At 57.1% G+C, this 25,887-nt stretch carries 24 protein-coding genes; 11 read left to right on the top strand and 13 right to left on the bottom strand.

Annotated features, from left to right (window positions below; translation table 11 throughout):
* Positions 1-4 precede the first annotated feature (4 nt).
* Positions 5-1,078, bottom strand: coding sequence for a DUF2066 domain-containing protein (locus tag FHR99_RS09900; RefSeq protein ID WP_183410494.1), 1,074 nt, complete (start codon positions 1,076-1,078; stop codon positions 5-7).
* Positions 1,079-1,221: 143 nt separating this feature from the next.
* On the opposite strand from FHR99_RS09900, the gene purM reads away from it, so the two are divergent.
* From purM to FHR99_RS09885, 3 genes are read left to right on the top strand one after another with little or no spacing between them, the layout of a single operon-like run.
* Positions 1,222-2,268, top strand: coding sequence for a phosphoribosylformylglycinamidine cyclo-ligase (gene purM, locus FHR99_RS09895; RefSeq protein ID WP_183410493.1), 1,047 nt, complete (start codon positions 1,222-1,224; stop codon positions 2,266-2,268).
* Complete coding sequence (gene purN / locus FHR99_RS09890) at positions 2,269-2,922, top strand: phosphoribosylglycinamide formyltransferase (RefSeq protein WP_183410492.1); 654 nt, start codon at positions 2,269-2,271, stop codon at positions 2,920-2,922.
* Complete coding sequence (locus tag FHR99_RS09885) at positions 2,870-3,604, top strand: DUF3108 domain-containing protein (RefSeq protein WP_183410491.1); 735 nt, start codon at positions 2,870-2,872, stop codon at positions 3,602-3,604. Before purN ends, FHR99_RS09885 begins: the two co-directional genes overlap by 53 nt.
* A 42-nt stretch (positions 3,605-3,646) precedes the next feature.
* Here FHR99_RS09885 and dcd read toward each other — a convergent pair whose 3' ends face one another.
* Positions 3,647-4,213: a dCTP deaminase gene (dcd, locus tag FHR99_RS09880; RefSeq protein WP_183410490.1), complete on the bottom strand. Its 567-nt coding sequence runs from the start codon at positions 4,211-4,213 to the stop codon at positions 3,647-3,649.
* A 26-nt stretch (positions 4,214-4,239) separates the two neighbouring features.
* Entirely contained in the window at positions 4,240-5,337 is a 1,098-nt protein-coding gene (apbC, locus tag FHR99_RS09875; RefSeq protein WP_183410489.1) for an iron-sulfur cluster carrier protein ApbC, read from the bottom strand.
* A 142-nt stretch (positions 5,338-5,479) separates the two neighbouring features.
* Between apbC and metG the strand changes: the two genes are divergently transcribed.
* The 7 genes from metG (at position 5,480) to FHR99_RS09840 (ending at position 13,687) form a co-directional block, all read left to right on the top strand.
* Complete coding sequence (gene metG, locus FHR99_RS09870; RefSeq protein WP_183410488.1) at positions 5,480-7,516, top strand: methionine--tRNA ligase; 2,037 nt, start codon at positions 5,480-5,482, stop codon at positions 7,514-7,516.
* A gap of 276 nt (positions 7,517-7,792) precedes the next feature.
* Positions 7,793-8,371 (top strand): electron transport complex subunit RsxA, encoded by a 579-nt coding sequence (rsxA, locus tag FHR99_RS09865; RefSeq protein WP_183410487.1) that lies wholly within the window; start codon positions 7,793-7,795, stop codon positions 8,369-8,371.
* 10 nt (positions 8,372-8,381) lie between these two features.
* Positions 8,382-8,993, top strand: coding sequence for an electron transport complex subunit RsxB (rsxB, locus tag FHR99_RS09860; RefSeq protein WP_183410486.1), 612 nt, complete (start codon positions 8,382-8,384; stop codon positions 8,991-8,993).
* Positions 8,990-11,293, top strand: a complete 2,304-nt coding sequence (rsxC, locus tag FHR99_RS09855) for an electron transport complex subunit RsxC (RefSeq protein WP_183410485.1) — start codon at positions 8,990-8,992, stop codon at positions 11,291-11,293. Before rsxB ends, rsxC begins: the two co-directional genes overlap by 4 nt.
* Positions 11,294-11,296: 3 nt before the next feature.
* Positions 11,297-12,340 carry an electron transport complex subunit RsxD gene (gene rsxD, locus FHR99_RS09850; protein WP_183410484.1) on the top strand — a complete coding sequence of 348 codons (1,044 nt, stop codon included), beginning with the start codon at positions 11,297-11,299 and terminating at the stop codon, positions 12,338-12,340.
* Positions 12,340-12,981 carry an electron transport complex subunit RsxG gene (rsxG, locus tag FHR99_RS09845; RefSeq protein WP_183410483.1) on the top strand — a complete coding sequence of 214 codons (642 nt, stop codon included), beginning with the start codon at positions 12,340-12,342 and terminating at the stop codon, positions 12,979-12,981. The genes rsxD and rsxG overlap by 1 nt, the downstream gene beginning before the upstream one ends.
* A complete protein-coding gene (locus FHR99_RS09840) occupies positions 12,974-13,687 on the top strand; it encodes an electron transport complex subunit E (protein WP_183410482.1) in 714 nt (237 codons plus the stop codon). The genes rsxG and FHR99_RS09840 overlap by 8 nt, the downstream gene beginning before the upstream one ends.
* A 52-nt stretch (positions 13,688-13,739) precedes the next feature.
* Here the strand turns inward: FHR99_RS09840 and FHR99_RS09835 are convergent, their stop codons facing one another.
* Positions 13,740-14,132: a VOC family protein gene (locus tag FHR99_RS09835; protein ID WP_183410481.1), complete on the bottom strand. Its 393-nt coding sequence runs from the start codon at positions 14,130-14,132 to the stop codon at positions 13,740-13,742.
* 112 nt (positions 14,133-14,244) lie between these two features.
* On the opposite strand from FHR99_RS09835, the gene FHR99_RS09830 reads away from it, so the two are divergent.
* Positions 14,245-15,462: a BaiN/RdsA family NAD(P)/FAD-dependent oxidoreductase gene (locus FHR99_RS09830; protein ID WP_183410480.1), complete on the top strand. Its 1,218-nt coding sequence runs from the start codon at positions 14,245-14,247 to the stop codon at positions 15,460-15,462.
* Positions 15,463-15,473: 11 nt separating this feature from the next.
* Here the strand turns inward: FHR99_RS09830 and FHR99_RS09825 are convergent, their stop codons facing one another.
* The 9 genes from FHR99_RS09825 to FHR99_RS09785 all read right to left on the bottom strand — a co-directional run bounded on the left by FHR99_RS09825 (position 15,474) and on the right by FHR99_RS09785 (position 25,819).
* The gene (locus FHR99_RS09825) at positions 15,474-17,141 is read right to left on the bottom strand and encodes an MFS transporter (RefSeq protein ID WP_183410479.1); all 1,668 of its coding nucleotides are present in this window, start codon (positions 17,139-17,141) and stop codon (positions 15,474-15,476) included.
* Positions 17,142-17,191: 50 nt separating this feature from the next.
* Positions 17,192-19,867 carry a class I adenylate-forming enzyme family protein gene (locus FHR99_RS09820; protein WP_183410478.1) on the bottom strand — a complete coding sequence of 892 codons (2,676 nt, stop codon included), beginning with the start codon at positions 19,865-19,867 and terminating at the stop codon, positions 17,192-17,194.
* A 2-nt stretch (positions 19,868-19,869) separates the two neighbouring features.
* Complete coding sequence (locus tag FHR99_RS09815) at positions 19,870-20,616, bottom strand: class I SAM-dependent methyltransferase (RefSeq protein WP_183410477.1); 747 nt, start codon at positions 20,614-20,616, stop codon at positions 19,870-19,872.
* Positions 20,616-21,419: an iron-containing redox enzyme family protein gene (locus FHR99_RS09810; RefSeq protein WP_183410476.1), complete on the bottom strand. Its 804-nt coding sequence runs from the start codon at positions 21,417-21,419 to the stop codon at positions 20,616-20,618. The genes FHR99_RS09815 and FHR99_RS09810 overlap by 1 nt, the downstream gene beginning before the upstream one ends.
* A gap of 65 nt (positions 21,420-21,484) precedes the next feature.
* On the bottom strand, positions 21,485-22,630 hold the full coding sequence (locus tag FHR99_RS09805; RefSeq protein ID WP_183410475.1) for an epoxide hydrolase family protein: 1,146 nt from the start codon (positions 22,628-22,630) through the stop codon (positions 21,485-21,487).
* Positions 22,631-22,651: 21 nt separating this feature from the next.
* A complete protein-coding gene (locus tag FHR99_RS09800) occupies positions 22,652-23,047 on the bottom strand; it encodes a hypothetical protein (protein WP_183410474.1) in 396 nt (131 codons plus the stop codon).
* Positions 23,040-23,534, bottom strand: coding sequence for a ribosomal protein S18-alanine N-acetyltransferase (rimI, locus tag FHR99_RS09795; protein ID WP_183410473.1), 495 nt, complete (start codon positions 23,532-23,534; stop codon positions 23,040-23,042). The genes FHR99_RS09800 and rimI overlap by 8 nt, the downstream gene beginning before the upstream one ends.
* Positions 23,531-24,271, bottom strand: a complete 741-nt coding sequence (locus FHR99_RS09790; RefSeq protein WP_183410472.1) for a hypothetical protein — start codon at positions 24,269-24,271, stop codon at positions 23,531-23,533. Before FHR99_RS09790 ends, rimI begins: the two co-directional genes overlap by 4 nt.
* Positions 24,272-25,819: a 2-isopropylmalate synthase gene (locus FHR99_RS09785; protein ID WP_183410471.1), complete on the bottom strand. Its 1,548-nt coding sequence runs from the start codon at positions 25,817-25,819 to the stop codon at positions 24,272-24,274. It lies immediately after the preceding gene.
* Positions 25,820-25,887: the final 68 nt, after the last annotated feature.

Here is a 25,887-nt window from a genome sequence, read left to right as displayed (position 1 = left end):
GCATTCATGGCCGGTTCTGCCACCGATAAAAGCTGTGAATCTGATCCATCGATAACTGCGCGTCAGAAAAAGCCATGCCGGGGTTTTCGTCTTCCATCAGCTTTTTGTCGAGCTGGAAGAACTGCTGCGCCTTTTCCATCGAGCCCTGCAGGTGCAGTCGCACGATAAGCTGGGCGCCATCGATCCACACCGGATTGGCATGCTCGATCACAGCAACGCCTTCCAGATACGTCAACAAACGGGCGTAGTCGCGAAAATCCCGTACCCCACTCACCACAATATTCGCATCAGCCACGCCACCGGCAGTACGCATCACCGCGTAACGATTGCCCAGCTCATCGGCCACGCTATGCAATGTCGGCGCGATAATATCGGCCAGGTCTTCGGCCTGCCGATCAACAAAGGATTCATCGTCGGCGCTGACGTACACGAAATTGCCCAGCCAACTGCGGGACAGACGAGTGACGCGGCCACTCAAAATATGCGAGGTGCGATAGCGCTCGGCAGCGCGGCGCACCGCTTCCACATCCATGGTCCAGATCTGATCAATCGTGAGCTGCAGGCGATCGTCGATATCCAAGACCGGAAAGACCAACGGCAGACCGCGCAGCGCCGCCGCTTCACGCAGCGCCGAAACGATCTCGGGATGGGTTTCTTCGCTGACAAACTGGCGGCCACTAACATCATCCACCACCAGCCAGACCAGGGTCTGGGGGCGATTTTTATCCCAGACCGGCAAGCCAGACTGCAGCAGAAGGCGATTAACTTCCTGCTCGCTGAAGCTCAGCGCCAGTAGCAATTGCTCTTCGCCATCCTCATATTCACGGTCATAACGATACTGGAGCAGCATGGCACGGGCCTGCCGCATCGCCTGTCGGATGGGATCAAACTGGCCGATGTCGGTGCGACCACTGACTCGCACCAGCACCGTGTTCAGGCCTTCGACCACCGCTCCGGTCAGTTCAGCCTCACCACGCTGGGCAACCGGCACCTTCACTTCATAGAGCGATGTCATCACTTCCGCGCGCAGGGCCGAGCTCATCAGGCCCAGCACCAGAAGTACTAGTATTCTTTTCATCATCTTCCCGCAGACCGCCAGATAGCAGGCGGGCATTGTAGCAAGGCCAGCCCAGCGAAGCAGCCGCAGACAGACCGAATTTCCTGCTGAATTTGACACTTATTCAGGCTAGAATAGCCGCCCTCGAAATAAGGTGCCCCAACATGACCGAATCCTCCCGCCCCCTCAGCTACAAAGACGCCGGCGTCGACATCGATGCAGGCGATGCGCTGGTTGAGCGAATCAAACACGTCGCCAAGAAAACCCGCCGCTCGGAAGTCATGTCCGGCCTGGGTGGTTTCGGCGCCCTGTGTCAGATACCCAGCGGCTACCGGGAACCGGTTCTGGTCTCCGGCACTGACGGTGTGGGCACCAAGCTGCGCCTGGCAATGGATCTCGGCATTCACAACACCATCGGCATCGATCTGGTCGCCATGTGCGTCAATGACCTGCTGGTTACCGGAGCGGAACCGCTGTTTTTCCTGGACTACTACGCCACCGGCGCCCTGAACGTAGACGTCGCCGCCAGTGTTGTCGAAGGCATTGGTGCGGGTTGCGAGCTCTCCGGTTGCGCGCTGGTGGGCGGTGAAACCGCCGAAATGCCGGGCATGTACGAAGGCGAAGACTACGATCTGGCCGGCTTCTGTGTCGGCGTGGTCGAAAAATCCAAAATCATCGATGGCCTGACCGTCAAAGTCGGTGACCAGCTGATCGGCATCCGCTCTTCCGGCCCCCACTCCAACGGCTACTCGCTGATTCGCAAGATCATCGAAGTGACCGACGCCGATCTGTCACAACCCTTTGGCGACAGCACGCTGGGCGAAACACTGCTGACCCCAACCCGCATTTACGCCAAACAGGTACTGCGCCTGATCAAGGAATACCCGATCAAGGCAATGGCCCACATCACCGGCGGCGGCCTGCTGGAAAACGTGCCCCGGGTACTGCCCAAAGGCACCCGCGCTACCATTGACGTGAACAGCTGGGTGCGCCCGGAGATTTTTGACTGGCTCCAGAAACAGGGCAATGTCGAGAGTCGCGAAATGTTCCGCACCTTCAACTGCGGCATTGGCATGGTGCTCTGCGTAGACGCGTCTCAGACCGAATCCGTCATGGACATGCTCAAGCAACAAGGCGAATCTGCGTCACTGATCGGTGAAATCCAGTCCTGCCCCGAGGACGGCGAGCGCGTCGTACTGCAGGGGCTGTAAATGCCCTGCAAGATCGTCATTCTGATTTCCGGCAGCGGTTCCAACCTGCAGGCCTTTATCGATGCGGCTGCGAAGGGTGAACTGCCTGCCAGTATAGCCGCCGTGATCAGCAACCGGCCATTGGCCAAAGGGCTCGATCGCGCCCGCGAGGCCGGCATTGCCACTGCCGCACTGGACCACACCACCTTCGAAAGCCGCGACGCCTTTGACGCCGCTCTGCTAGAGTTGATTGACGGCTACCAGCCCGATCTGGTGATTCTGGCGGGTTTTATGCGGATTCTCGGTGCCGACTTTGTGCGCCACTTTCGCGGCCGCATGCTCAATATCCACCCCTCTCTTTTGCCCAAGTACCCAGGCCTGAACACCCATCAGCGCGCCATCGACGCAGGCGACGCGGAAGCCGGCGCCACCGTGCACTTTGTGACCGAGGAGCTTGACGGCGGACCACCGGTGATTCACGCTCGCGTGCCAGTCGAGCCGGGTGATACGGCGGAACTTCTTGCCTCCCGCGTACTCGAACAGGAACACCGCATCTATCCACTGGCAGCCCAGTGGTTTGCGCAGGGTCGACTCGTCCTTAACGGCAATCGGGCAGAATTTGATGGCAAAGCACTTCCAGCTTCAGGCTATTCTTTTAACGGCGCTACTGTTTAGCGCCGTTTTCGGCATCCTTCCCGCGCACGCCCTGCTCGGCGAAAGCAAGCCGCTACTCACCCCTTATAGCGCCACCTACCACCTCACTCGAGACGGAATGGCTGCAGAGGTTACGCGCAAACTGGAACGCAGCGGCGAGGGCCGCTGGCAGCTGCACGATTCCGCCCGGGTGCTGTTTTTCAGTATGCAGGAAACCGCCATCGTCGATTTCGACGGCGAAAACATCAAACCGGTTAAATATCGCCACCGCCAAAGTCCGGGCAACAGCAAGGACCAGACCATTCGCTACGACTGGAAAAAACAGCAGGCGACCTTTGACCTGGATGATGGCGAACGCACTGCCAAACTAAAAAAAGAGACCTTCGATCGACTGAGCTACCAGATTCAACTGCGGCTCGATCTGCTAGCTGGCCGCCTGCAACAACCACGCACTTACGATCTAGTGGATCGCGGCAGGCACAAGCAGTACCGTATTGAAAAAGTCGGAGAAGAAATGCTGACGCTGGATAATCGGCAGATACAAACGCTCAAGCTGCGGCAGACCCGGATTGGCAAAGATCGGGAAACCTTTATCTGGGTCGCGCCCGACCTCGACTATCTGATTATCAAAATGGAGCGGGATGACGACGATGGTCGCATCCGCATGCAGCTCAAGCCCGAGTCCCTCAAGTTTAAGAGCTGAGCGAGCCCGAAATCACGATAGAAAAGCCTCGATAGAAAAACCTCAGGTTTTGGGCAAGGTCACGCCGCGCTGCCCCTGATACTTCCCACCGCGATCCTTGTAACTCACGTCGCAAATCTCATCGGATTCAAAGAACAGCATCTGCGCCACACCCTCGTTGGCGTAGATTTTGGCGGGCAGGTTGGTGGTGTTGGAAAATTCCAGGGTCACATGCCCTTCCCACTCCGGCTCCAGCGGGGTTACGTTCACAATAATGCCACAACGCGCGTAAGTGGACTTACCCAGACACACGGTAAGTACATTGCGCGGAATGCGAAAATACTCCACGGTTCGCGCCAGAGCGAAGGAGTTAGGCGGGATAATGCAGTACTCGCCGCGAATATCGACAAAGCTTTTTTCATCGAAGTTTTTCGGGTCGACGGTCGCAGAGTGGATATTGGTAAAAACCTTGAATTCATCGGAGCAGCGCACATCGTAGCCGTAGCTTGAGGTGCCGTAGGAAATGATTTTTCCGCCCTCGTTTTCACGCACCTGCCCGGCTTCAAAGGGCTCTATCATGCCCTCGTTTTCCGCCATGCGGCGAATCCATTTGTCTGCCTTGATGCTCATCGCTGTTCGTATCCTTATCGCTGCGTTTAGTCGTTTTTAATCACAATATTAGGGAAGGCCTTATTAGCACCGCTGGCCTGACGCCGCGCCAGCTCGGCACCGAGGCGCACGGCGACCTCGCGGTAAATCATCGCGGTTTCCGATTCCGGCGCTTCGGCCACTACCGGCAAGCCCTTATCGGCCTGCTCGCGGATTTTCAGAGTCAGCGGCAGGGCGCCCAGCATCGGCACCTTGTAGTCAGCAGCAATTTTCTCGCCGCCGTTTTCACCAAACAAATGCTCGGCGTGGCCGCAGTTTGTGCACACATGTACCGACATATTCTCGACAATGCCCAGCACCGGCACATCGACCTTCTGGAACATCTCGATACCCTTCTTGGCATCCAGCAGGGCAATATCCTGCGGCGTGGTCACAATCACCGAGCCGGTCACCGGCACCTTCTGCGACAGGGTCAGCTGGATATCACCGGTACCCGGTGGCATATCGATCACCAGATAATCCAGATCATCCCAATAGGTCTGATACAAAAGCTGCTGCAGGGCACCGCTGGCCATCGGCCCACGCCAGACCATCGGCGTTTTTTCGGTGACCAGATAACCCATCGACATGGATTGCAGGCCGTGAGCCACAATCGGCTTTAAATAGTGGGTGCCGTACTGCTCTGGTCGCTGGCCTTCTTTTACACCCAGCATCAATTGCTGACTGGGGCCGTAGATATCTGCATCCAGAATGCCCACTTTGGCACCTTCGGCCGCCAGCGCAAGCGCCAGATTGACCGAGGTGGTCGATTTACCCACGCCACCCTTGCCGGAGGCCACGGCAATCACATTTTTTACCCGCTCCAGATTCTGGGTTTCACCCACAGCGGCAGTGGCGTGGATGTCAGTTTTCAGCGTCAGTTTGCACTTGTCTAGACCGGTGGCCGAGCGCATCAGTCCTAGCAACGTCTCCTCAAAGTTCCCGAGGCGAGAACGGGCGGCAAAGTGCAGGGCCACTTCCGCATCGGCACTGCTGGCCGACACTGAGACCTTTTCCACAGCGCCAACCAGGCTCAGTGGCAGATCGAGACCCGGCAAATGACAGGCAAGTAGCTGCTCGCGCAAACTTTGTTCAACATCAGGCATGATCAATAGACTAGACAGAAAAAACGGAGGGCGAGTATACGCCCTCACGCCCAGGCCCTCAATGAAGGGCAGATGCAGCGAAGCCCCAAAAAGGCTATAGTACGCCGCCCCGAAAACCCCGAAATGTGACTGTAAGGTAGACATGTCGAAACGTCAGATACTGGTTACCAGCGCCCTGCCCTATGCCAATGGCCCGCTCCACCTCGGCCATTTGCTGGAAACCATCCAGACCGATATCTGGGTGCGCTTCCAGAAACTGCGCGGCCACGACTGCACCTACCTGTGCGCGGATGACGCCCACGGCACCGCCATTATGCTGACGGCTGAAAAGCTCGGCATTACCCCCGAGGAGCAGATCAAGCGGGTTCAGGCGGATCACCAGAAGGATTTCGACGGTTTTCTGATCGGCTTCGACAACTACTACTCCACCCATTCGCCCGAGTGTGAGCATTACGCGGCCGAGATCTACCAGCGCCTGGACGCCAATGGCCATATCGAAAAGCGCGAGATCACCCAGCTGTTCGACCCGGAAAAGAACCTGTTTCTCGCCGATCGCTACATCAAGGGCATCTGCCCCAAGTGCAAAACCGACGATCAGTACGGTGACAACTGTGAGGCCTGCGGCGCCACCTACACCCCCGCCGACCTGATTAACCCGCGCTCGGTCATCTCCGGCGCCACGCCCATTGAAAAAGCTTCCACCCACTATTTTTTCAAACTGGGTGAGTTCACCGACTTTCTGAAGGAGTGGACCCGCTCCGACAGCCTCCAGCCCCAGATCGCAAACAAACTGGGCGAATGGCTGGAAGCCGGCCTGCAATCTTGGGACATCTCCCGCGACGCGCCCTACTTCGGCTTTGAGATTCCCGGCGCCCCCGGCAAATACTTCTACGTGTGGCTGGACGCCCCCATTGGCTACATGGCCAGCTGCGCCAACTGGTGTGAGAAAAATGGCCGCGACTTTAACGAATTCTGGGCCAAGGATTCCAAAGCCGAGCTCTACCACTTTATCGGCAAAGACATCATCAACTTCCACGGCCTGTTCTGGCCCGCCATGCTCGAATCCGCCGGCTTCCGCACACCCAGCTCGGTGTACGTGCACGGCTTTCTCACCGTCAACGGCAAAAAGATGTCCAAGAGCCGGGGCACGTTTATCAAGGCCAGCACCTACCTCAAGCACTTCCAGCCGGAATACCTGCGTTACTACTTTGCCGCCAAGCTCTCCGGCGGAGTGGACGATATCGATCTGAGCCTCGACGACTTTATCCAGCGAGTAAACGCGGATCTGGTAGGCAAGCTGGTCAATATCGCCAGCCGCAGCGCCAAGTTCATTCACAAAGGCAATGACGGCAAGCTGAGCAGCGAGCTGCACAACCCCGAGTTGTGGCAGCGTGTGATTGGCAAATCCGATGAAATCGCCGGCTTCTTCGAACAGCGCGAATACAGCCGCGCCGTGCGCGAAATCATGGCGCTGGCGGATGCGGTAAACGAATACTTCGACGCCGAAGAGCCGTGGAAAACCGCCAAAAACGAAGACACCGAGCATCTGGCCGTAGCTGTCAGCTCCCAGTGCATCAACCTGTTCAATGTCCTGATGACCTACCTGAAACCAGTGGTACCCGCGCTGGCCGAGCAAGCCGAGACTTTCCTTAACACCGAGCTGCATTGGGACGGAGAATTCGCGCCCCTGCTGGATCACAAGATCGAGAAGTTCAAAGCGATGATGACTCGGGTCGACAACGACACCGTCGACAAGATGCTGGCCGAGAGTAAGGAAGAAGCAGCGGCCGCTCAGGCGCCGGCGAAGGCCAAGAAAAAAGCGGACAAGAAAGCCGCTAAAAACGAACCACCCGCTGAAATCGAATTTGACGACTTTGCCAAGGTCGACCTGCGCATTGCCGAAATTGCCAATGCGGAGTACGTAGAAGGCGCCGACAAACTGCTGAAACTCACCCTGAACGTGGGCGACGAGACCCGACAGGTGTTTTCCGGCATTCGCGACGCCTATGAGCCCGAGCAGCTGATCGGCAAACTGACCATCTTGGTCGCCAACCTGAAGCCCCGTAAAATGCGCTTTGGCGTATCAGAGGGCATGGTGCTGGCCGCCGGGCCCGGTGGAAAGGATATTTATTTGTTGGAACCCCATGAGGGGGCGAAGCCGGGGATGCAGGTTAAGTAGCCACTGATCCCCGTCATTGCGAGCATCGGAAGCAATCTCCTGACCATGGCACAGCCGGCTGGAGATTGCTTCGTCGCTTCACTCCTCGCAATGACGGCTGTATTGGTACTGAAAGCGTCACCAAAACGGCCGATTTTGCCAGTCCTTTCAAGGGCTTTTAAATTGAACGCTTGTTCGAAATAAAATAGACTACCGCCTGTTTTTTGAGCTTTGCTCACCTTTTTAGGGCATTTGCCCGCCGCGCGCACAAACTAACTCTCATCGTCGAGGCCCACGATGTTGGCGGACTATTCTGTTCTGTTGATCAGCGCCATTCTGGTCAACAACTTTGTACTGGTACAGTTCCTCGGACTGTGCCCTTTCATGGGTGTTTCCAACAAACTGGAAACCGCCATCGGCATGTCCAGCGCGACCACCTTTGTGCTCACCCTCGCCTCCATCTGTAGCTGGCTCACCTACGAATGGCTGCTGGTGCCGCTGGGCCTGGAATACCTGCGCACCATCTCCTTTATTCTGGTGATCGCGGTGGTTGTGCAGTTCACCGAAATGGTGGTGCGCAAAACCAGCCCCCTGCTTTATAAAGTGCTCGGCGTGTTTCTGCCGCTGATCACCACCAACTGCGCGGTGCTGGGCGTGGCCCTGCTCAACATCAACAAAGAACACAGCTTTGTGGAATCCGCCCTCTATGGGTTCGGTGCCGCAGCCGGTTTCTCGCTAGTGCTGGTGCTATTTGCCGCCATGCGCGAGCGTCTGGCCGTGGCCGATGTGCCGCAACCCTTTAAAGGCCCCGCAATCGGCATGGTGACTGCGGGTCTGATGTCGCTGGCCTTTATGGGCTTTGCGGGCCTGGTGTAAGGAGAAAACGATGATTGAACTCCTGACCCAACACCCCTTTATCGCTGCGCTGGCCTCGCTGGCCATTCTTGGTCTGGCCTTTGGCTCCCTGCTCGGTTTTGCTGCGGTTAAATTCAAGACCGAAGGCGACCCCATTGCCGATCAGGTGGAAGCCCTGCTGCCCCAGACCCAATGCGGTCAGTGTGGCTATCCCGGTTGCCGCCCCTACGCCGAGGCCATTGCCGAAGGCGACGCTATCAACAAATGCCCGCCCGGCGGCGAAGCCACCATCAATGCACTGGCCGACCTGCTGGACGTAGAAGCCCTGCCGCTGGACGCGGAAGAAGAGAGCGTACCCTCGGTAGCTTTTATTCGCGAAGACGAGTGCATCGGCTGTACCAAGTGTATTCAGGCCTGCCCGGTGGACGCCATTGTCGGTGCCGCCAAGCATATGCACACCGTGGTCGCCAGTGAGTGCACCGGCTGCGATCTGTGTGTCGAACCCTGCCCGGTGGATTGCATCGATATGATTCCGCTGCCCACCACCGTGCAAAACTGGAGTTGGGAATTGCCCAAACCCGCCGAAGATTTGATTGCGACCGATCGGGATAGCAATAGCAGTAACCGGGATGAAGCCGCATGAGGAAGATTTTTGATATTCACGGCGGCGTTCACCCCCCCGAGAACAAGGTTCAGTCACTTAGCCGTGGCATTGAAAGTGCGGGGATTCCGCCCGTGCTGGTTCACCCCCTGTCGCAGCATATCGGCGCCCCGGCCACACCCATTGTTGAGGTGGGCCAGCGAGTACTGAAAGGTCAGATGATTGCCGACGCCAAGGGTTTTGTCAGCGCGCCAGTACACGCCTCAAGCTCCGGCACCGTGAGCACCATTGAGCACCGGGAGATTCCCCACCCCTCGGGCCTGCTTGCACGCTGCATCGTGATCGACACCGATGGCAAGGACGAGTGGATCGAGCTCGATCCGGTTGAGGATTACACCGCACTGGAAAAAGCCGACCTGCTGCACCGTATTCGCGATGCGGGCATTGCCGGCATGGGCGGCGCGGGCTTTCCTTCGGCGGTCAAACTCAGCACCCGCGATGACGTGGTGATCGATACCCTGATTATCAACGGCACCGAGTGTGAGCCTTACATTACCGCCGACGATATCCTGATGCGCGAGCGCGCCGATCAGATTATCGCCGGGGTCAAGATTCTCCAGCACCTGATTCAGCCCACGAAACAAACCCTGATTGGGGTGGAAGACAACAAGCCTGAAGGCATCGCCGCACTGCGCGCCGCTGCAGAAGGCAGCAATATCGAAGTGGTGGTTTTTCCCACCAAGTACCCGTCCGGTGGCGAGAAGCAACTGATTCAGATTCTAACCGGCCGCGAAGTGCCCTCCGGTGGTCTGCCCGCCGATATCGGCGTGGTTTGCCAGAACATTGGGACTACTGTCGCGATTCACCGTGCGGTCCAGTATGGTGAGCCGCTGATTTCCCGCATTACCACGGTGACCGGTGAAGCCTGCAGTGCGCCCGGTAACTTTGAAGTGCTGCTCGGCACCCCCGTCGACTATCTTTTGAAACTCGGCGGTTTTCAGCAGGACCAATGCATTCGCCTCGTGATGGGCGGCCCGATGATGGGCTTTACCCTGCGCGATACCGCAGTGCCGGTAGTAAAAACCACCAACTGCCTGCTGGCGCCTACGCAAAAAGAATTGCCACCTCCGCCGCCCGCTCAAGCCTGTATTCGCTGTGGCATGTGCGCGGAAGCTTGCCCGGTGTCGCTGCTGCCCCAGCAGATGTATTGGTTTGCCCGTGGCAAGGAATACGAAAAACTCGAAGAGCACAACCTGTTCGACTGCATTGAGTGTGGCGCTTGCTCCTATGCCTGCCCCAGTAATATTCCGCTGGTGCAGTACTACCGCGCCTCAAAAGCAGAGATCCGCAAACAGCAGCAGGAAAAGGTTAAATCCGAACATGCCAAGGCCCGCTTTGAAGCCCGTCAGATTCGCATAGAACGCGAAGAGGCGGAAAAAGAAGCTCGCCGCAAGGCCCGTCAGGAAGCGGCCAAGAAAAAAGCCGCTGCTGGCAAAGATCCCATTAAAGCTGCGCAAGCAAAAGCAGCACCCGCTGCCGATCCAGCACAGGCCGCTATCGAGAAAGCCATGGCCAAGCGCAGCGGCAACGCGCCGGAAGAGACTAACGAAGAAAAACTGGCGCGCCTGAAAAAAGCGGTAGAAACCGCCGAGAAACGCCTTGAAAGCGCCACCGCCAAATTGAAAGAGGCGGAAGCCGCAGACGCTCCCAACCTGGGCGCACTGCAAACCGCTCACGAGCGCATGACCGAAAAGTTCGCCAAGGCCAAGGAAGAACTGCAGCAATTTGAGCAGGCCTCGACCGAAGCGCCCAGCACAGGCGATCCTGCAGCGGATGCCATTGCCCGCGCCCAGGCCGCCCGCGCCAAGAACGCCGACAAGTCACCACGGGAAAAAGCCGAAGAACAGGTCGCTTCGCTGGAAAAACGCTTGAGCAAGTCGGAGCAGAAGCTGGCAGAAGCCAAAGAAAGCGGTTCCGAAACCGCCGAGGTGCTAGAGCAATCCACTGCCAAGCTACGCGACAAACTCGATGCCGCCCGCGCCGAACTCGCCCAGCTTTCTGAGAGCGAAGCACCCGTTGCGGCTGCCGCATCAACCAACGATCCGGCCCAGCTCGCCATCGAAAAAGCCATGGCCGCTCGTGAAGCCGCCGCCAAACTGAGTCCGGAAGACAAAGCGAAAAAGGCACTGGAATCACTGGAAGCCCGGGTAGAAAAAACGCGCACAAAATTGGCAGAAGCCGAAGAAAGCGGCGCCGATACGGTCGATGTTTTACGCGATACGCTGGCCAAGCTGGAAGACAAGCTGGCCGAGGCGCGCAAAGAAGCAGGAGTTGAGGGATAAATTATGGCTTTAATTACCGTCAGCTCTCCCCACGCCCATGGCCCCATGAGCACCGCCACCGTGATGCGGCTGGTCTTGCTCGCCACCCTGCCCGGTGTCTTTGCCCTGACCTATTTTTTCGGTTTTGGCACCCTGACCAATATCCTGTTTGCCGCCCTGCTAGCATTGGGAATGGAAGCGGCCATTCTGAAAATCCGCAAGCGCCCTATCGGCTTTTACCTCAATGACGGTAGCGCGCTGGTAACCGCCATACTGCTAGGGATCGCCCTGCCACCCGCATCACCGTGGTGGATTCTCGCCGTCGGCATACTGTTTTCCATCGTCTTCGCCAAACACCTCTATGGCGGTATGGGCTACAACCCCTTTAACCCGGCGATGGTTGGCTACGTGGTCTTGCTGATTTCCTTCCCGGTGCAAATGACCAGCTGGGTTGCTCCCATAGGCAACTTCGATGGCAGCGTACTCGGCCCGATTGATGCGTTGGTACGAACCTTCAGCGCCAGCAGTGTGGATGCAGTAACCGCAGCCACGCCTCTCGATGTTTTAAAGCAGAACAACTCTCTTCTGATCGAAGACCTCTGGGCCAGCAACAGCCAGTTTGGTTCACTGGCCGGTGTCGGCTGGGAATGGGCTAACGTCGGCTTTCTGCTGGGCGGCCTGTTTCTGCTCTACAAACGTGTATTCACCTGGCATGCCCCCATCAGCATGTTGATTGCCCTGACCCTGTTGTCGGCAATCTTCTACGACGGGGGTAGTTCCGCCTCCGGTGGTTCACCGATGTTCCACCTGTTCAGCGGTGCCACCATGCTCGGTGCGTTTTTTATCGTCACCGATCCGGTCACTTCAGCGGTCTCCAACAAGGGCCGCATTATCTATGGTGCCTGTATCGGCGTACTGATCTACCTGATTCGCGTGTGGGGCAACTACCCGGATGCGGTCGCCTTCTCGGTCTTGCTGATGAACTTCGCCGCACCGCTGCTGGATCATTACACTCAGCCGCGCACATACGGTCACAAAAAGAAAACCCTGCAGAAGGAGACTGACTGATGTTGGGCCAGTCCATCAGCCGCAACAGTATTTTGCTGGGTATTTTCGCCGCCTTTACCACGGCGATTATTGCCGGCACCTATTTGAGTAGCCGCGACCAGATTAAGGCAAACATTCGCGCCGCCGAAGAAAAGGCCCTGCTGCAGATTATTCCCGCCGAGCGTCACGACAATTCCATGCTCGACAGCACCGTAAGCACCGACAACGTCGACTTGCTCGGCCTCCGCGAAGCCAAGGATATTTATCTCGCCACCCAAAACGGCAGCTTTGTCGGCGCAATTATTCCCGCTACATCACGCGAAGGTTATACCGGCGATATCGACCTGATTGTCGGTATAAACCGCGATGGCACCATTGCTGGCGTGCGCGTGTTGTCGCACCGTGAAACGCCCGGTCTGGGCGACGCGGTGGAGCGCAAGAAAAGCGATTGGGTAGATGACTTTATCAACAAAAGTCTGACCAACCCCAAACCGGAAAAATGGGGTGTGAAAAAAGACGGCGGCGTATTTGACCAGTTTACCGGCGCCACCATTACGCCGCGCGCCGTCACGAGCGCAGTGTATAAAGCCCTGCAATATTTCGAACAGAACCGCGAGCAGCTGATCGCAGCAGCGGAAAAGGAGCAAAGCGGCGATGAGTGATACCAACTACCGCGATCTGTCCCTGAACGGCCTGTGGAAGAACAACCCGGCCATCGTGCAACTGCTCGGCCTATGCCCGCTGCTGGCCGTTACTGGCACCGTAGTGAACTCACTTGGCATGGCTCTGGCTACACTGTTCGTACTGCTTGCTTCCAGCACCTCCGTATCGCTAATTCGCGGCTTTGTCTCCGATGCGGTGCGCCTGCCCGCTTTTGTGATGATCATCGCCGCAGCGGTGACCTGCACCGAGCTGTTGATGCAGGCCTACACCTACGAACTGTTTCAGATACTCGGCATCTTCCTGCCGCTGATTACCACCAACTGTCTGATCCTCGGCCGCGCCGATGCCTTTGCCAGCAAAAACAGCATTGGGCCTGCGATGTTCGACGGTCTGATGATGGGCCTTGGCTTCGGCGTAATTCTGGTGGTGCTGGGCGCCATCCGAGAACTGGTTGGCACCGGCGCCCTGTTTGCCAATATGGATCTCTTGTTTGGCGAAGGCGCGAAAAGCTGGAAGATTGTGTTCTTCGACGACTACAACCAGTTCCTCGTCGCCATCCTGCCGCCGGGCGCGTTTATCGTGACGGGCCTGATCATCGCCGTGAAAAACTGGATCGATGACGGCATCAAGAAACGCGAGGCCGCAAGAACGGCAGGGCAACCGAAAGAAAGCCGCCGCGTACGCGTTACCGGGACTATCAGCTAGCAGTTCGCAGCTAGATTCGGCTTCGCCCTCGTCGACTGACGAGAGCGCTGCACTAGCCGTGCAAAGGCAGATCAATCACCTCGACGATATTGCCCGTCGGGTCTTTCAATACGACCCGCTCAATACCATCCATGCCTTTACCCGGCCCGAACACCAGCGTCGCACCGCTGTCCACAAAGCGCTGACTTGCTGCAGCAAAGTCGTCACAGGCAACCGCAAAGTGTGGCCCCAACGGGGATTTCAAGGGTTTGAATTCGGGGTTTTCGACAACGTGAAGCTCCGCATTGCCCAATAGATACCAGATACTGCGAAACTGTTCCGCAACGCTATCGGGCCGAGGTAATTCAGGCAAGCCGAGCAGCTCGCCATAAAACGTTCTCGCCGCCTCAAGGTCGGTAACGTTAATAGCCAAATGCTGAAGGCCGATGATTTTTCCCGCGCTCATAGTGATTTGCCACCTGTTGTTATTCGATCAAAAGAAGGGCCGGTCGTGTACTTTCAGGATTGTCAGTATCATACGCCCCCTATATGCGTGAACAGGTGAACGTCCGGTAACCATGCCCGCCACTACTTATCCTGCCGTTGTCATTGGCGGCGGTCCCGCCGGCCTGATGGCTGCCGAACAGCTGGCTCTGGCCGGGCACCGCGTTGCTGTCTTCGACCAAAAGCCTACCGTGGGCCGCAAGTTTTTGCGCGCCGGCATCGGCGGACTGAATATCACCCACAGCGAACCCTACGAAGACATGCTGTCGCGATACGGCAACCGGCAAGACAGCCTGTCTCCCCTACTCGATCAGTTTACGCCCGCCATGTTGCGCGCATGGTGCGAAGCGCTGGGCATAAAAACCTTTGTTGGCAGCTCCGGGCGAGTCTTTCCACGTCAGATGAAGGCGGCACCCTTATTGAGGCGCTGGCTCGAACGCCTACGCACTCAGGGCGTCGAACTTCATACGCGGCATCGTTGGCTCGGCTGGGAAGGGGAAAGCCTGCGCTTTGAACATCAGGGAAAGAATCTGTCGGTGAATACCCGCGCATTGGTTCTCGCACTTGGCGGCGGCAGCTGGCAAGCCCTCGGATCCGATGGAAGGTGGAGCACGTTACTCCAAGAGCGTGGAGTATCCTGTCGGCCTTTTCGCCCTTCCAACTGCGGGTTTGACTATCCTTGGCCCCCGTTTATCTCGGAATCCTTCGGTCTACCATTGAAAAGCATTGGCTTAAGCGTGGGGGACTGGTCGCGGCAGGGCGATGCCTTGCTCAGCCACTACGGCATTGAAGGCAGCCTGATCTATGCGGCCTCCAGTCGTATCCGCGACGCCATAGATAAGCGGGGCGAATGCACCGTCTACTGGAATCTGTGCCCGAATCGAAAGCCCGACGATTTGCAGCGCGACCTCACGCAAAAATATCGCAACGACTCAATCGCCAACGCCCTGCGCAAACTAGGCATTAAGGAAGCCCGACTCGCCCTGCTCAAGGCGCTGACCAGTAAGTCACAGATGCAACAGCGCGAAACGCTGCCAGCGCTGCTAACCGCCCTTCCTCAAACCCTGCGCCAGTATCGCCCCATTGACGAAGCCATCAGCACCGCGGGCGGCATCGACTTCACCGAGCTCGACAAAGATTTAATGATCCGCTCGCTGCCCGGCGTATTTTGCGCCGGGGAAATGCTCGACTGGGAAGCACCAACCGGCGGCTATCTGCTGAATGCCTGCTTTGCTAGTGGGCTAATCGCCGGACAAGCTGCAGCCACCTTTCTAAAACAACTCGAAAGCTAAACGACAACGATTCAAGCCGTATTACCCTGCCCTTGCACATTGAGCGCTTCGTCACCGCGATCCGGCACCGAGTCGCTCAAGCGCACCGAGCCAGCCGGCCTATCCAGCCATCGCAACACGCGAATGGGCTCCATGCCAATCTGCATCTGCGCCGCCCTGCGGTGTAATTCGCTGTCTTCCAGCGTTCGACGGTTTCGAAGGCGCAGATAGTCGTTCCAGGTCGGACAACTGAAGCGTTCACTCCACTGTTCCGGGTCGGCAATATTGCGGGAAATCGACCACTGATAAGCTCCGTTGCGAGAGCGCGCCCTTTGCTGCTCCCGCATGATGTTGTAGAAATCGCGGGCTTTCTCGACCGGAATTCGATACTGCAATTCAATACTGACGGGACCGCTGCGCCCCGTTATCCCCAATTGCACATCCGGGTCAGCCAGAATTTCTTCGTCAAGTTCTGTAGATTCATCGCGATCCGCAATGGGTAGTATCCAACCCAGCACCTGAGTGACCAGCATCGCTCCTCCGGCTATCTGCAGTGCTAAGACCAGACCAAAATCGCGTGCCGCCAGCCCCCAACACCAGGAGCCAATCGCTACGCCTAAGGTGATAGCAGCACTAGAGGTCGCGATGGCGCGCCCCATGACCCAGCGCGGCACAAATAACTGCACCATGACGCTGATGATGGTGGTGACCATCATCCAAGCTAAACCTGCCAAGGTCAGCACGACAAAGGCGAGCCATTGGTTGGTACAAATCGACAACAGGGCCGTTGTCAGACCGATCACTAGGCAACAGAATTGCAGAGTGCCTTCATTGCCAAAACGATCCCGCATCGGCTGCAAGACGAAAATACCGCCGACAGCACCAACACCAAAGCAGCCCAACATCAGACCAAATGTACTGGCATCGCCCACAAGAATATCTTTCGCAACCAATGGCATCAGTGAGGGCAGCGCTGCGCCCACCAGACACACGAAAAATGCACGCCCGACGGCACGGCGTACCGGCTGCATATTGATTACATACCGCACCCCGGAGTTGACCGAACGCAACAACCCCTCGGGCGGCAAGCGCGACGACTCGGGCTCTCGCTTCCAGCGACGCAGGGATTCCAGCATCGGAATAAAACTGAGGGCATTCACGGCAAAGGCGATGGTCGCACCGAAGGCCGCGACCAACATCCCGCCAACCGCCGGGCCGACACTCCGCGCCAGGTTGTAGCTGATATTGTTCAGCGCCACCGCCTGCGGTATCAATTTGGAGGGCACCTGTTCGGCGACCGAAGCACCCCGCGCCGGAGCGGCCAGCGCACCACCGGTGCCGACCAGGAAACAGAGCCCAAGCAGCACCCACGGTGTAATCAAGTCAAAAGCCGACACCGCCGTCATTAAAATCGCGGCGAGCATCGAAACGAAAAAGAATACGATCTGAACCTTTCGTCGATCATAGATATCGGCAATCGCGCCGGCAGGCAGGGCAAACAAGGCCATCGGCAAAAAGGTTGCGGTCTGAACCAGCGCCACGTGATCGGCGGTTGAAATGCTGGTCATTACCCACGCGGCCGCCACACTCTGGATCAGACTACCCGCATTGGTTACGGTATTGCTGAGCCACATATTGCGAAAAGTGGCGTGCTGTAGAGGCGAGAAGATACTTACCTTGGTGTTTTCTTTCTGATTCATTGGCCCTCCTACGCGACTAGTTTAATTTAAGCGCCGAAGGAAAGAGAGCATTAATGTAATCGCAATGGCTCGGATTCAGCATCCTCAGCTAGATTTCGACCACCAAACAATGTTTTCTCCAGAAACATTTTGAGCTCTCCGCGATCCAATAGCTGCCGCAGAATTTCATGACCAACCGCTTCTTCGCCGAAGCTGACAGGCCATCTTTCACTGGCTGTGATAGGAGCCATACGCTCGGCAAAATAACGATCACGTACGTCGTCAACCCCGTAGGCATAGATCATCCGCAAATTACTCGCCCGGCGCTTGGCTCGATAGATAGACAGTAAGCGATCCACATTGGCTGCAACATGGCGACGCCGATAAAACCGACCGCAGACACTCACACCAACCGTCGCATTCAATCTACCGGCAGCGGTTAGTGCCAGCGGTGCGCCCGCACTACAGCCCATGGTAACTATGCGAGCGTAGGCGCCGATCCAATCTTGCTGCGCCAAGTAATCGGCGATTTGTCTGGGATTTCGGCCTACAAAGGGAATACCCTTGCGATATTTCTGATTCAGGGTTTCCGACAGCATTAACACATCCACCTGCGAGGCACGCAGATACTGCAGAAAAACCGTATTGGGCATCATCATATTGCGCCCGCCACTGGGTGGAAAACAGATCAGAATAGCCTTGTTCGTAGCCGGCCCGGGGCCAGCAAACAGTCTGGCGGTAGGTGCCACTCGCGTGAGTGCGTAAGGCTCAGCTTCCAGCTTGCCACTTTTAACCAGCAAGCTGGTCATATTCTGCAACCAACGGCACACGATTGCCTGCCTGTCCTTTGGTGTATCGTCAGGCAATAGTCTGCCAGCTTCATACCACGCGCAGAGGAAATATAAATCCTGCGGCACCAACCGGTTCTCAAGGGTATTGAGGGCTTTATTCAACTGCACTATCGCGCGGCTGACCCGCAGCACACGCTGGAAAAAGGTCACCACATGGGGGGGCGGGGCATCGTTGGTCGGAGTTTCGATCTTAATACTATCGACAGGGTGTACTTCCGTCGTTGCCGCATCGCTTTTCTCTTCGTCAGGCGACAGAACGTAGGAAACCAGATCCCCCAGGTAACGAAAGCCATTGAATTTTGCCGGCGGCACGACAATGTCGTAACCGGTCTCCAGTGTCAGCAGTAGTTCAAGACGCTCCAGCGAGTCCATCTCAAAGCGGCGCAGTGCAATATCGGTCTTGCCATTGACGAAGGCTTTGAGCAGGGCCGGCTTGACCCGCTGCTTTACCTTGGCGTCGATAAGGCCGATCAGATCCTTGCGCAGCTGTTCCACTTTTTGAGGGATGGCCATCGCATCCCGGCGAGCAATTTTGCCCGATGCATTGGTCGGGATTGCATCCACAACCATGTATTGCCGTGGCGCCCTGATTCCAACCTGTTTTTTTACCTGCTTCTGCAGCAAGGGCAGTATTTTTTTCGGGCTCCCCTTAAGTACCACCAGCGCCACCGGGATACTGCCATGCACAGCTGAAGGCCTTGGTAGAACCACCGCATCCTGCACGCCATCGCAGTCACGAATGACAGATTCAATATCCTGCGGAAAGATATTCATGCTGTTAAACACAAACATATCGTCGCTGCGACCGCTGATATGAATGCGTCCATCGCTATCGATAAAACCGATATCGCCGGTATGGAACCAGTCATCCTGCAAACGTTCATCTGTCAGTTCGGGCCGGTTCAGATAGCCACGAAACATTCCCTTGCAACGCACCGCCAACTCACCACGCTGACCATTGGGAAGTGTCTGCCCCTGTTCATCGACTGCGTGAATCTCAATACCGGGAAGGGGGCGCCCGACGCTGTCTCCCGCCGCCATATCGTCAGGATCGGTAAAGGCAATGGCGCCGGTTTCTGTTGTGCCGTAGCCGGCCTGCAATCGGGGGGTGATCTGCTCGCGAAGTTGCTGACGCAATGCGGGAGCCACATGCGAACCACCCAGCTTCAGACGTAACCCAGTGAGACTTTCCCAACCATGCAGCGCCAGCAGTTCCTGAGCCTGAAAGGCAGACACATGCAGCACGTTGACCTGCAGCCTGGAACATCGCTCAACCAATGTGTCGTCCAATGCGCCGGGAAACACATTGGTAGCCCCCATCGCGACACAGTACAGACGATGACGTTTCGCAAAGTTATGCTCCACCGAGGCCAGACAAGCGAAGCGCTCCTGTTCAGAACTGACATGGCGGTGGGCCTGGGCCACCAAATCGCTATCTCGATGCATAACTAGCTTGGGCTCACCGGTCGTACCGGAGGTCGAGAACAGTACCAACGCTTGGGAAGCCTCAGCTTCCCACGGAAGCTCCACCTCCGCCTGCGTGTTCAACACATCGCTTTTTTCGATGAGATGCGATGCGCCACAGCGCTGCATCAGCGCATCGCGCGCGGCGGGGGATTCGTGACTGGGAATCGTGCAGGTCGTGGCACCACAATAGATGCCGGCCAGGCACAGGATCAGGTGCTCCACATCATCATGACAACAGATACCCAGCGTTGCCCCTGCAGTGACACCCCGATGGCGCAGCTCATTGGCCTGAGCGACAACTAACGACGCCAGCTGATGATAGGAAATCGTTCGCACGGGACAGGCAATAGCAGTGTGCTCTGGCCGGACTTTCGCGTGATAAAACAATCGTCCGATTAGCGTTTCGTCAGCAGGACCGGGAGCGGTCATCGCTACTTTTTGACCTTGAAGAGTACGTGAAGGGGTTCATTTAGGAGCGGCCCAAAGAATGCCTCATCCGTCGCAACAAGCTCCTCGGTGACGGTGAGTTCGCGGATCTCGGGCATGGTGTAAAAGCCTGCCAGACGCAGTCCGTCAAAATAATCGGTAAAGGTTTTGTGAACGCATTGCACGTGCAAAGGTTCACCACTTCGCTTCCAGATTTCACCTTCAAACTGCTGGTTCACGTCGGTGAAGTAGTTCTTACCTGCTGCCGAAAAATAAAATGGCGGATTTTCTCCAACACGGACAAAAGGGAAGAAGGGATGCGGTACGCTGAATATAAACTCGCCGCCGGTGGCCAGCGCATCATACACCCTGCGGAATACTTTGTTCATGTCCTCAACACGCAAGTAGTTGAACAAGAAGACGGCGATGCACACATCAAACTGACGCTCGGTTTGAAACTCAACGACATCGCAGGCGCGGTATTCAATCCCTAAAGGCTCTTTGGCTTCTTGCAGCTTCGCGGCCTCAATCATTTGCTCTGACAGATCGACACCGAGGTAATCACCGGCACCTCGACACTTTAGCTCTCTCGCACAATAACCCTCACCACAGCCGATATCAAGCACCGAACGCCCGGCAAGCTCGCCACAGGCGTCGAACACCAAAGGGCGCGCGGTGAAGTCAGATAGCGAGCTGGGTTCAAGCCGCAGCCATTTCTGGGCGTTTTGATTGTAGACCTGTTGTGTATCCATCAGACGGGAGATGTCTCCGAAGCAATAGGGTGACGGGAAGAAGTTTCGTTGGCGCGTTCCAGCATGGCATCCCAAAACGCGACGCGCATTCGGATCGCCGCCCGCGCGCCATAAGCAATCTGTTCACGAGCCTCCGGTGTCGTTGCCAGAGAGCGGGCAATCTCCAGAAGATCACTGGCATGTTGGTCGTCACACTCGCTGTGCAGATCAAAGAAAACGCGCTGAGTGAGTGTCAGTTTGCTGTGTTGTTGCAAGCCAACAAGTATCTGCTGGTAGATACGTGACACAATCAATTCCGTACCGATGCCGATAGCACCGACGCCGGCACAGGCATTGCTTTCACATAGCCGTGCAAATCGATCGCGCCATTGCAGGCTCGCTGCACTCGGTGGGTGCGCACGTCGGTAGGCGTCATTAATGTTCAAGGCCTGTTGAAAGCGCCGAAAGAGCTGGGCATGGGGTTGCCCTTCAACAGTGGCCAGCACGGCGGGGGGCAACGCCACATCGTGAGCATTGCCGTGCTCTTCTGCCAGATTGTGCTGCAGGATCTTGCGGTGACGCTCGTTGTCGAGATTACCGATGACGGCGTTGAGGTAGCGGGTAAAGGCGGCGCTATAGCAGCCGTACTCGAGGGCAAAATCCCTGATCGCTCGCTGCGGATCGGGAAAGTCCCCGTTTTGAAAAGCCTTTAAGTAAGGGTGGTGAACTGCAGCAGAGGAACAGGCCTCCTCGCACAGCGCGTCAATGAAGTCATCTTTCGCTACTTCACGAAAAGGCTCATGCGTCACGTCGGATGGCTCCATGCTATCTACGATTCAGCACCCTACCCTGCCGTGCACAGCGCGGTATTGCAAGCACGCAGATCAGCTCAATCCTCAAGCGCGGAGCGGAAGCGCCAGATATCCTCTACAAAATCCTGAGGCTGCTCCAGCGCAGCAAAGTGACCACCGCGCCCGGCTTCGTGCCAGTGCACCAGATTATAGGTCGCCTCTACCCAGGCTTTCGGCGGGCGGTAGAGCTCAACGGGATAAATCGCAGCGCCGGTGGGTACCGAGATTTTCTGTACCGTATCTTTGTGCTGGCGATGCTCGTAATACAGGCGCATGGCCGAGGTGATCGAGCCGCTGAACCAGTACCAGGAAATATTCGCCAGCAAGGTGTCCCAACTTACCGCATTGCGAATTTCGCCCTGGCAGTCGGTCCAGCGCTGGAACTTTTCGGTAAGCCAGCCGCACAGGCCGACGGGAGAATCATTCAGCGCATAGCCCAGCGACTGGGGTTTGGTGGCCTGAATTTTAAAGTAGCCCATCTCGCTGCGAGAAAAAGCGGCATCTTCTTCCACGCGTTTGATTTCAGCCTCGGTCACACCCTCCATCGGGCGCTCTTTATCTATAGGCCCGGCGAGCACCATATTCAGATGAATGGCCTCGCAATGCTCTGGCGCCAGATCGGCAAGCTGGCGAGTGATCATCGCGCCCCAGTCGCCGCCCTGACAGATAAAGCGCTCATAACCGAGACGCTTCATCAGCTCCACATGGCGTGCGGCGATGGCGCGGGTATTCATTCCCAGTGTGTGGGCCGCCTCGGAAAAACCGTAACCGGGCAGGGAGGGTGCGACCACGTGAAAGGCATCTTCGGCCCGACCACCAAATTTCTCGGGTTGGGTCAGGCGTGGAATGACGTCGAGAAACTCAATAATGGAACCTGGCCAGCCGTGATTCAGCAGCAAGGGCCGCGCATTGGCATGGGGCGAGCGCTGGTGAATAAAGTGAGTCGTCAGACCATCGAACTCGAGCGTGAACTGGTCGAGTTGATTGATCTTCGCTTCCTGCGCGCGCCAGTCGAATTCATTGCGCCAGTACTGCACCAGTTCGCGCAGGTAATTCAATTCTGCGCCCTGAGTCCAACCCACATCATCAACTTGATCGGGCCAGCGGGTTAGATCGAGGCGCTGATTGAGGTCACTAATGGCCTGATCGCTGATGTGCACCGTGAAAGATTTGGGCTCTGACATGAATACCCCTTTCGTTATTTTTTAGGCTTTTAGTGAAAGCGTATCGAGAATATCGTCTACCAGTTCACGATCCATCATTTTGTTATCAGGGTCGCAGTCATAGCTCACCAGCAGGAGACAGTGTTCGCTACCCAGATACCACTCGCGTACCCAGTCGTCACCGTCCTGAAACTCCTGATAATAGCCGTCGAAATCCCCCAGCATCGTGGACTCAACCTGGCTGCTTTCCACGCCAAGCGAGGCCATCAGATCTTTCAGTCCGGCTTCGATATCGCGCTCGCCATCGGTGATGAGTGAGGTCAGAGTAATCACGCCGACTTCATCCGGGTCTGTAATAACGATACTGTCGTCGTCCTGATCCACCTGCCAGTCTTCCGGCAGAGACAAAAACCACCAGTCCGTTTCCAGTTCACGCATCGTCTTTTTCCTCTGCGGTTGTTATTTTTGCAGCGCGCTCTTGCTCCCCGCGCTGCAAGCGGCTGAGGTAAACCAACGCGTCTTCGCGCCCGCCCTTCACCGGGTAATAATTTTTACGTTCGCCAATCAAGCTAAAGCCCAGGCTCTCATAAAGCGCAATCGCTGGCGCATTGGAGCGCCTGACTTCCAGAAAACAATGTTTGATGCCATTGACTGCGTATTCATCGAGGCAGTGCACCAGCAAGCGGCGAGCATACCCCCGACGCTGAGCGTGATTGGGTACGGCAATGTTCAGCAGGTTCGCCTCATCGCAAACAACCGAAAAAGCCGCGACTGCCACGGCCTCCTCATCGCATATCAGCTCAAAACAATCGTCGGACTGCAGACTGCTTAGCCAGTCGGCGCGACTCCAGCGATAGGGGCCGGCATCGGCCTCGATCGCCTGTACCCGTTCCAGCGCCTCGTCGGTGAGGCGTTCAACCTTCATGACGCGGTCAGCTGTGCCCACAGTTCTCGCTTGGCCAGCGGCGTTTGCAGATAGTGAGCCATCGCTTCGCTGTGGATGGCCTTTACAAGATCAGCCTCGACAAAGCGCTGGGCATTGGCACCCATCAATACGACCTGCGTCAGACTGTGGCGCTCGCAATTGGCCTGAATGGCAGCGGTCAGGGCTTCACGGGCTTCGTTCTCGCCCTGCGCCAATGCCTGATTACCCACCACCGGCCAGCGGAACAGGTGCTGCTGCAGAGACTGTTTGATACTGCCTTGCCAATCCGGGCTTCGCCGCGACAGCGCCAGCATCAGGTTAGCGGCAAATTGTTTCAGGGCTGTTTCCGGTACCTGCTCCGGCGAGGCGTCCACCAACAGCACCAGACCCGGCACCAGATAAAAACGCAAGGTGAACTGGAGTTTCTCAGCTTTCGGTACAGCAGGCGTTGCGGCCGCCGTGGGCTTTCGGGTTTCTGGCGAGGCTGGTTTTTCTACAAGATCTCGCAACAGATTGCGGGCTGCTTCTGGAGCTTCTCGCGGAGCGCGCTCCGGCCTGGGCGGCTCGACGGATTCACTCTGAGGTTCTGCAAACGCGGTCATCTCGTCCGCCGTCGGCAGGGTGTCGCACAAACGGGGTTCCGGCGCGCCGGGCAGGCGAAAACGGGGGAAGAAACTTTCCACCCCCATAGCCTGCAAATAAGCCAGCCTTTTTGCTTCGGGCAGGGCCTCGAACATTTACACGCCTTCTTTTTGCGGATGGGTGCGCATATTGCCAGAGGCCAACAGGTCCAAGGCATTCAGGTAGGCTTTGACCGAGGCGACGATGATATCGGTATCGGCACCATTGCCATTGACGATCACGTTGTCTTTTTCCAAACGTACAGTCACTTCGCCCTGAGAGTCAGTCCCCTGGGTAATGGCATTGACCGAATACAGTTTCAGCAGCGCCTGACTGTTCGCCACTTGCTCAACCGCTTTGAATGCCGCATCAACCGGGCCATCTCCCTCTGCCTCTACCGAGCGGTCTTCACCATTCACCAGCAAGCGCAGACGCGCAACGGGTTTACGGCCAGTCTGGGAGTGAGATTCGAGCTCCAGCAGGCGGTACTTCTCACCGGAATCCGGTGCAGCCACCTCGCTGACCAGCGCCTGCAGATCTTCATCAAAGATTTCGTGTTTCTTGTCGGCCAGATCCTTAAAGCGGGTAAAGGCGTCGTTGAAGGCCTCGTCGCTGTCGAAGGTGATACCCAGCTCGGTCAAGCGAGCCTTGAAGGCGGCGCGGCCGGAATGCTTGCCGAGCACCAGTTTGTTGGTATTCCAGCCCACATCTTCGGCGCGCATGATTTCGTAGGTCTCGCGGTATTTCAGGACACCGTCCTGATGGATACCGGACTCGTGGGCAAAGGCGTTGGCACCGACAATGGCCTTGTTAGGCTGCACTGGAAAACCGGTCACCGTGGAGACCAGACGCGAGGTCGGCACGATCTGAGTGGCGTCAATGCGGGTCTCTACCGGGAACACATCGGCGCGGGTGCGCACCGCCATCACAATTTCTTCCAGCGAGGCATTGCCCGCGCGCTCACCGAGACCATTGATGGTGCACTCTACCTGCCGCGCACCCTGCAGCACGGCGGCCAGCGAGTTGGCGACGGCCAGACCCAGATCGTTGTGGCAGTGCACGGAGAAGACGGCCTTGTCGGCGTTGGGAATGGTGTTCATCAGTCGGTGAACCAGAGCGCCGTATTCTTCCGGCTCGGCGTAGCCGACGGTGTCGGGCAGGTTGATGGTGCTGGCACCGGCCTTGATCACCTGTTCGATAATGCGGCACAGGAAATCGAATTCCGAGCGGGAGGCATCCTCACAGGAAAACTCCACGTCATCGGTCAGGCCGCGCGCCGTGGTCACCGCGCGCACCGCCTCATCGACTACCTGATCGGGCTTCATTCGCAGCTTGTAATCCATGTGGATCGGCGAGGTGGCGATGAAGGTGTGAATACGCGACAAAGCAGCGGGTTTCAGCGCCTCGCCGGCGCGTTCGATATCTTTCTTGGCCGAGCGGGCCAGAGAGCAGATGCGGCTGGTCTGAACCGCCTCCGCTACCGCGCGCACCGACTCGAAATCACCCTGACTGGCGATCGCAAAGCCGGCCTCGATAACATCGACGCCCATTTTTTCCAGCATCTTGGCAATACGAACCTTCTCATCCCGCGTCATGGACGCGCCCGGGCTCTGCTCGCCGTCGCGCAAGGTTGTATCAAAAATGACCAACTGGTCCTTTGCCATGATGGACTCCTGTATCCCCTATGCTTAAGCCGCCTATTCTCACACAGATTGCCGACAAATCAGAGTAC

It is taken from the genome of Litorivivens lipolytica, from assembly GCF_014191715.1.
Lineage (GTDB): Bacteria > Pseudomonadota > Gammaproteobacteria > Pseudomonadales > Spongiibacteraceae > Litorivivens > Litorivivens lipolytica.
The sequence above is the reverse complement of the archived record's forward strand: the minus strand, read 5'-3'. Positions and strand labels throughout refer to the sequence as shown.

Coding starts and splice junctions, on each gene's coding strand:
- FHR99_RS09885 (WP_183410491.1), top strand. CDS start 2,870: ATGGCAAAGCACTTCCAGCTTCAGGCTATTCTTTTAACGGCGCTACTG.
- purN (WP_183410492.1), top strand. CDS start 2,269: ATGCCCTGCAAGATCGTCATTCTGATTTCCGGCAGCGGTTCCAACCTG.
- rimI (WP_183410473.1), bottom strand. CDS start 23,534: ATGAAGGTTGAACGCCTCACCGACGAGGCGCTGGAACGGGTACAGGCG.
- metG (WP_183410488.1), top strand. CDS start 5,480: ATGTCGAAACGTCAGATACTGGTTACCAGCGCCCTGCCCTATGCCAAT.
- FHR99_RS09800 (WP_183410474.1), bottom strand. CDS start 23,047: ATGCGTGAACTGGAAACGGACTGGTGGTTTTTGTCTCTGCCGGAAGAC.
- FHR99_RS09820 (WP_183410478.1), bottom strand. CDS start 19,867: ATGACCGCTCCCGGTCCTGCTGACGAAACGCTAATCGGACGATTGTTT.
- FHR99_RS09785 (WP_183410471.1), bottom strand. CDS start 25,819: ATGGCAAAGGACCAGTTGGTCATTTTTGATACAACCTTGCGCGACGGC.
- FHR99_RS09835 (WP_183410481.1), bottom strand. CDS start 14,132: ATGAGCGCGGGAAAAATCATCGGCCTTCAGCATTTGGCTATTAACGTT.
- FHR99_RS09840 (WP_183410482.1), top strand. CDS start 12,974: ATGAGTGATACCAACTACCGCGATCTGTCCCTGAACGGCCTGTGGAAG.
- FHR99_RS09900 (WP_183410494.1), bottom strand. CDS start 1,078: ATGAAAAGAATACTAGTACTTCTGGTGCTGGGCCTGATGAGCTCGGCC.
- FHR99_RS09790 (WP_183410472.1), bottom strand. CDS start 24,271: ATGTTCGAGGCCCTGCCCGAAGCAAAAAGGCTGGCTTATTTGCAGGCT.
- FHR99_RS09805 (WP_183410475.1), bottom strand. CDS start 22,630: ATGTCAGAGCCCAAATCTTTCACGGTGCACATCAGCGATCAGGCCATT.
- FHR99_RS09810 (WP_183410476.1), bottom strand. CDS start 21,419: ATGGAGCCATCCGACGTGACGCATGAGCCTTTTCGTGAAGTAGCGAAA.
- rsxA (WP_183410487.1), top strand. CDS start 7,793: ATGTTGGCGGACTATTCTGTTCTGTTGATCAGCGCCATTCTGGTCAAC.
- rsxB (WP_183410486.1), top strand. CDS start 8,382: ATGATTGAACTCCTGACCCAACACCCCTTTATCGCTGCGCTGGCCTCG.
- FHR99_RS09830 (WP_183410480.1), top strand. CDS start 14,245: ATGCCCGCCACTACTTATCCTGCCGTTGTCATTGGCGGCGGTCCCGCC.
- FHR99_RS09825 (WP_183410479.1), bottom strand. CDS start 17,141: ATGAATCAGAAAGAAAACACCAAGGTAAGTATCTTCTCGCCTCTACAG.
- dcd (WP_183410490.1), bottom strand. CDS start 4,213: ATGAGCATCAAGGCAGACAAATGGATTCGCCGCATGGCGGAAAACGAG.
- FHR99_RS09815 (WP_183410477.1), bottom strand. CDS start 20,616: ATGGATACACAACAGGTCTACAATCAAAACGCCCAGAAATGGCTGCGG.
- rsxD (WP_183410484.1), top strand. CDS start 11,297: ATGGCTTTAATTACCGTCAGCTCTCCCCACGCCCATGGCCCCATGAGC.
- apbC (WP_183410489.1), bottom strand. CDS start 5,337: ATGCCTGATGTTGAACAAAGTTTGCGCGAGCAGCTACTTGCCTGTCAT.
- rsxG (WP_183410483.1), top strand. CDS start 12,340: ATGTTGGGCCAGTCCATCAGCCGCAACAGTATTTTGCTGGGTATTTTC.
- rsxC (WP_183410485.1), top strand. CDS start 8,990: ATGAGGAAGATTTTTGATATTCACGGCGGCGTTCACCCCCCCGAGAAC.
- purM (WP_183410493.1), top strand. CDS start 1,222: ATGACCGAATCCTCCCGCCCCCTCAGCTACAAAGACGCCGGCGTCGAC.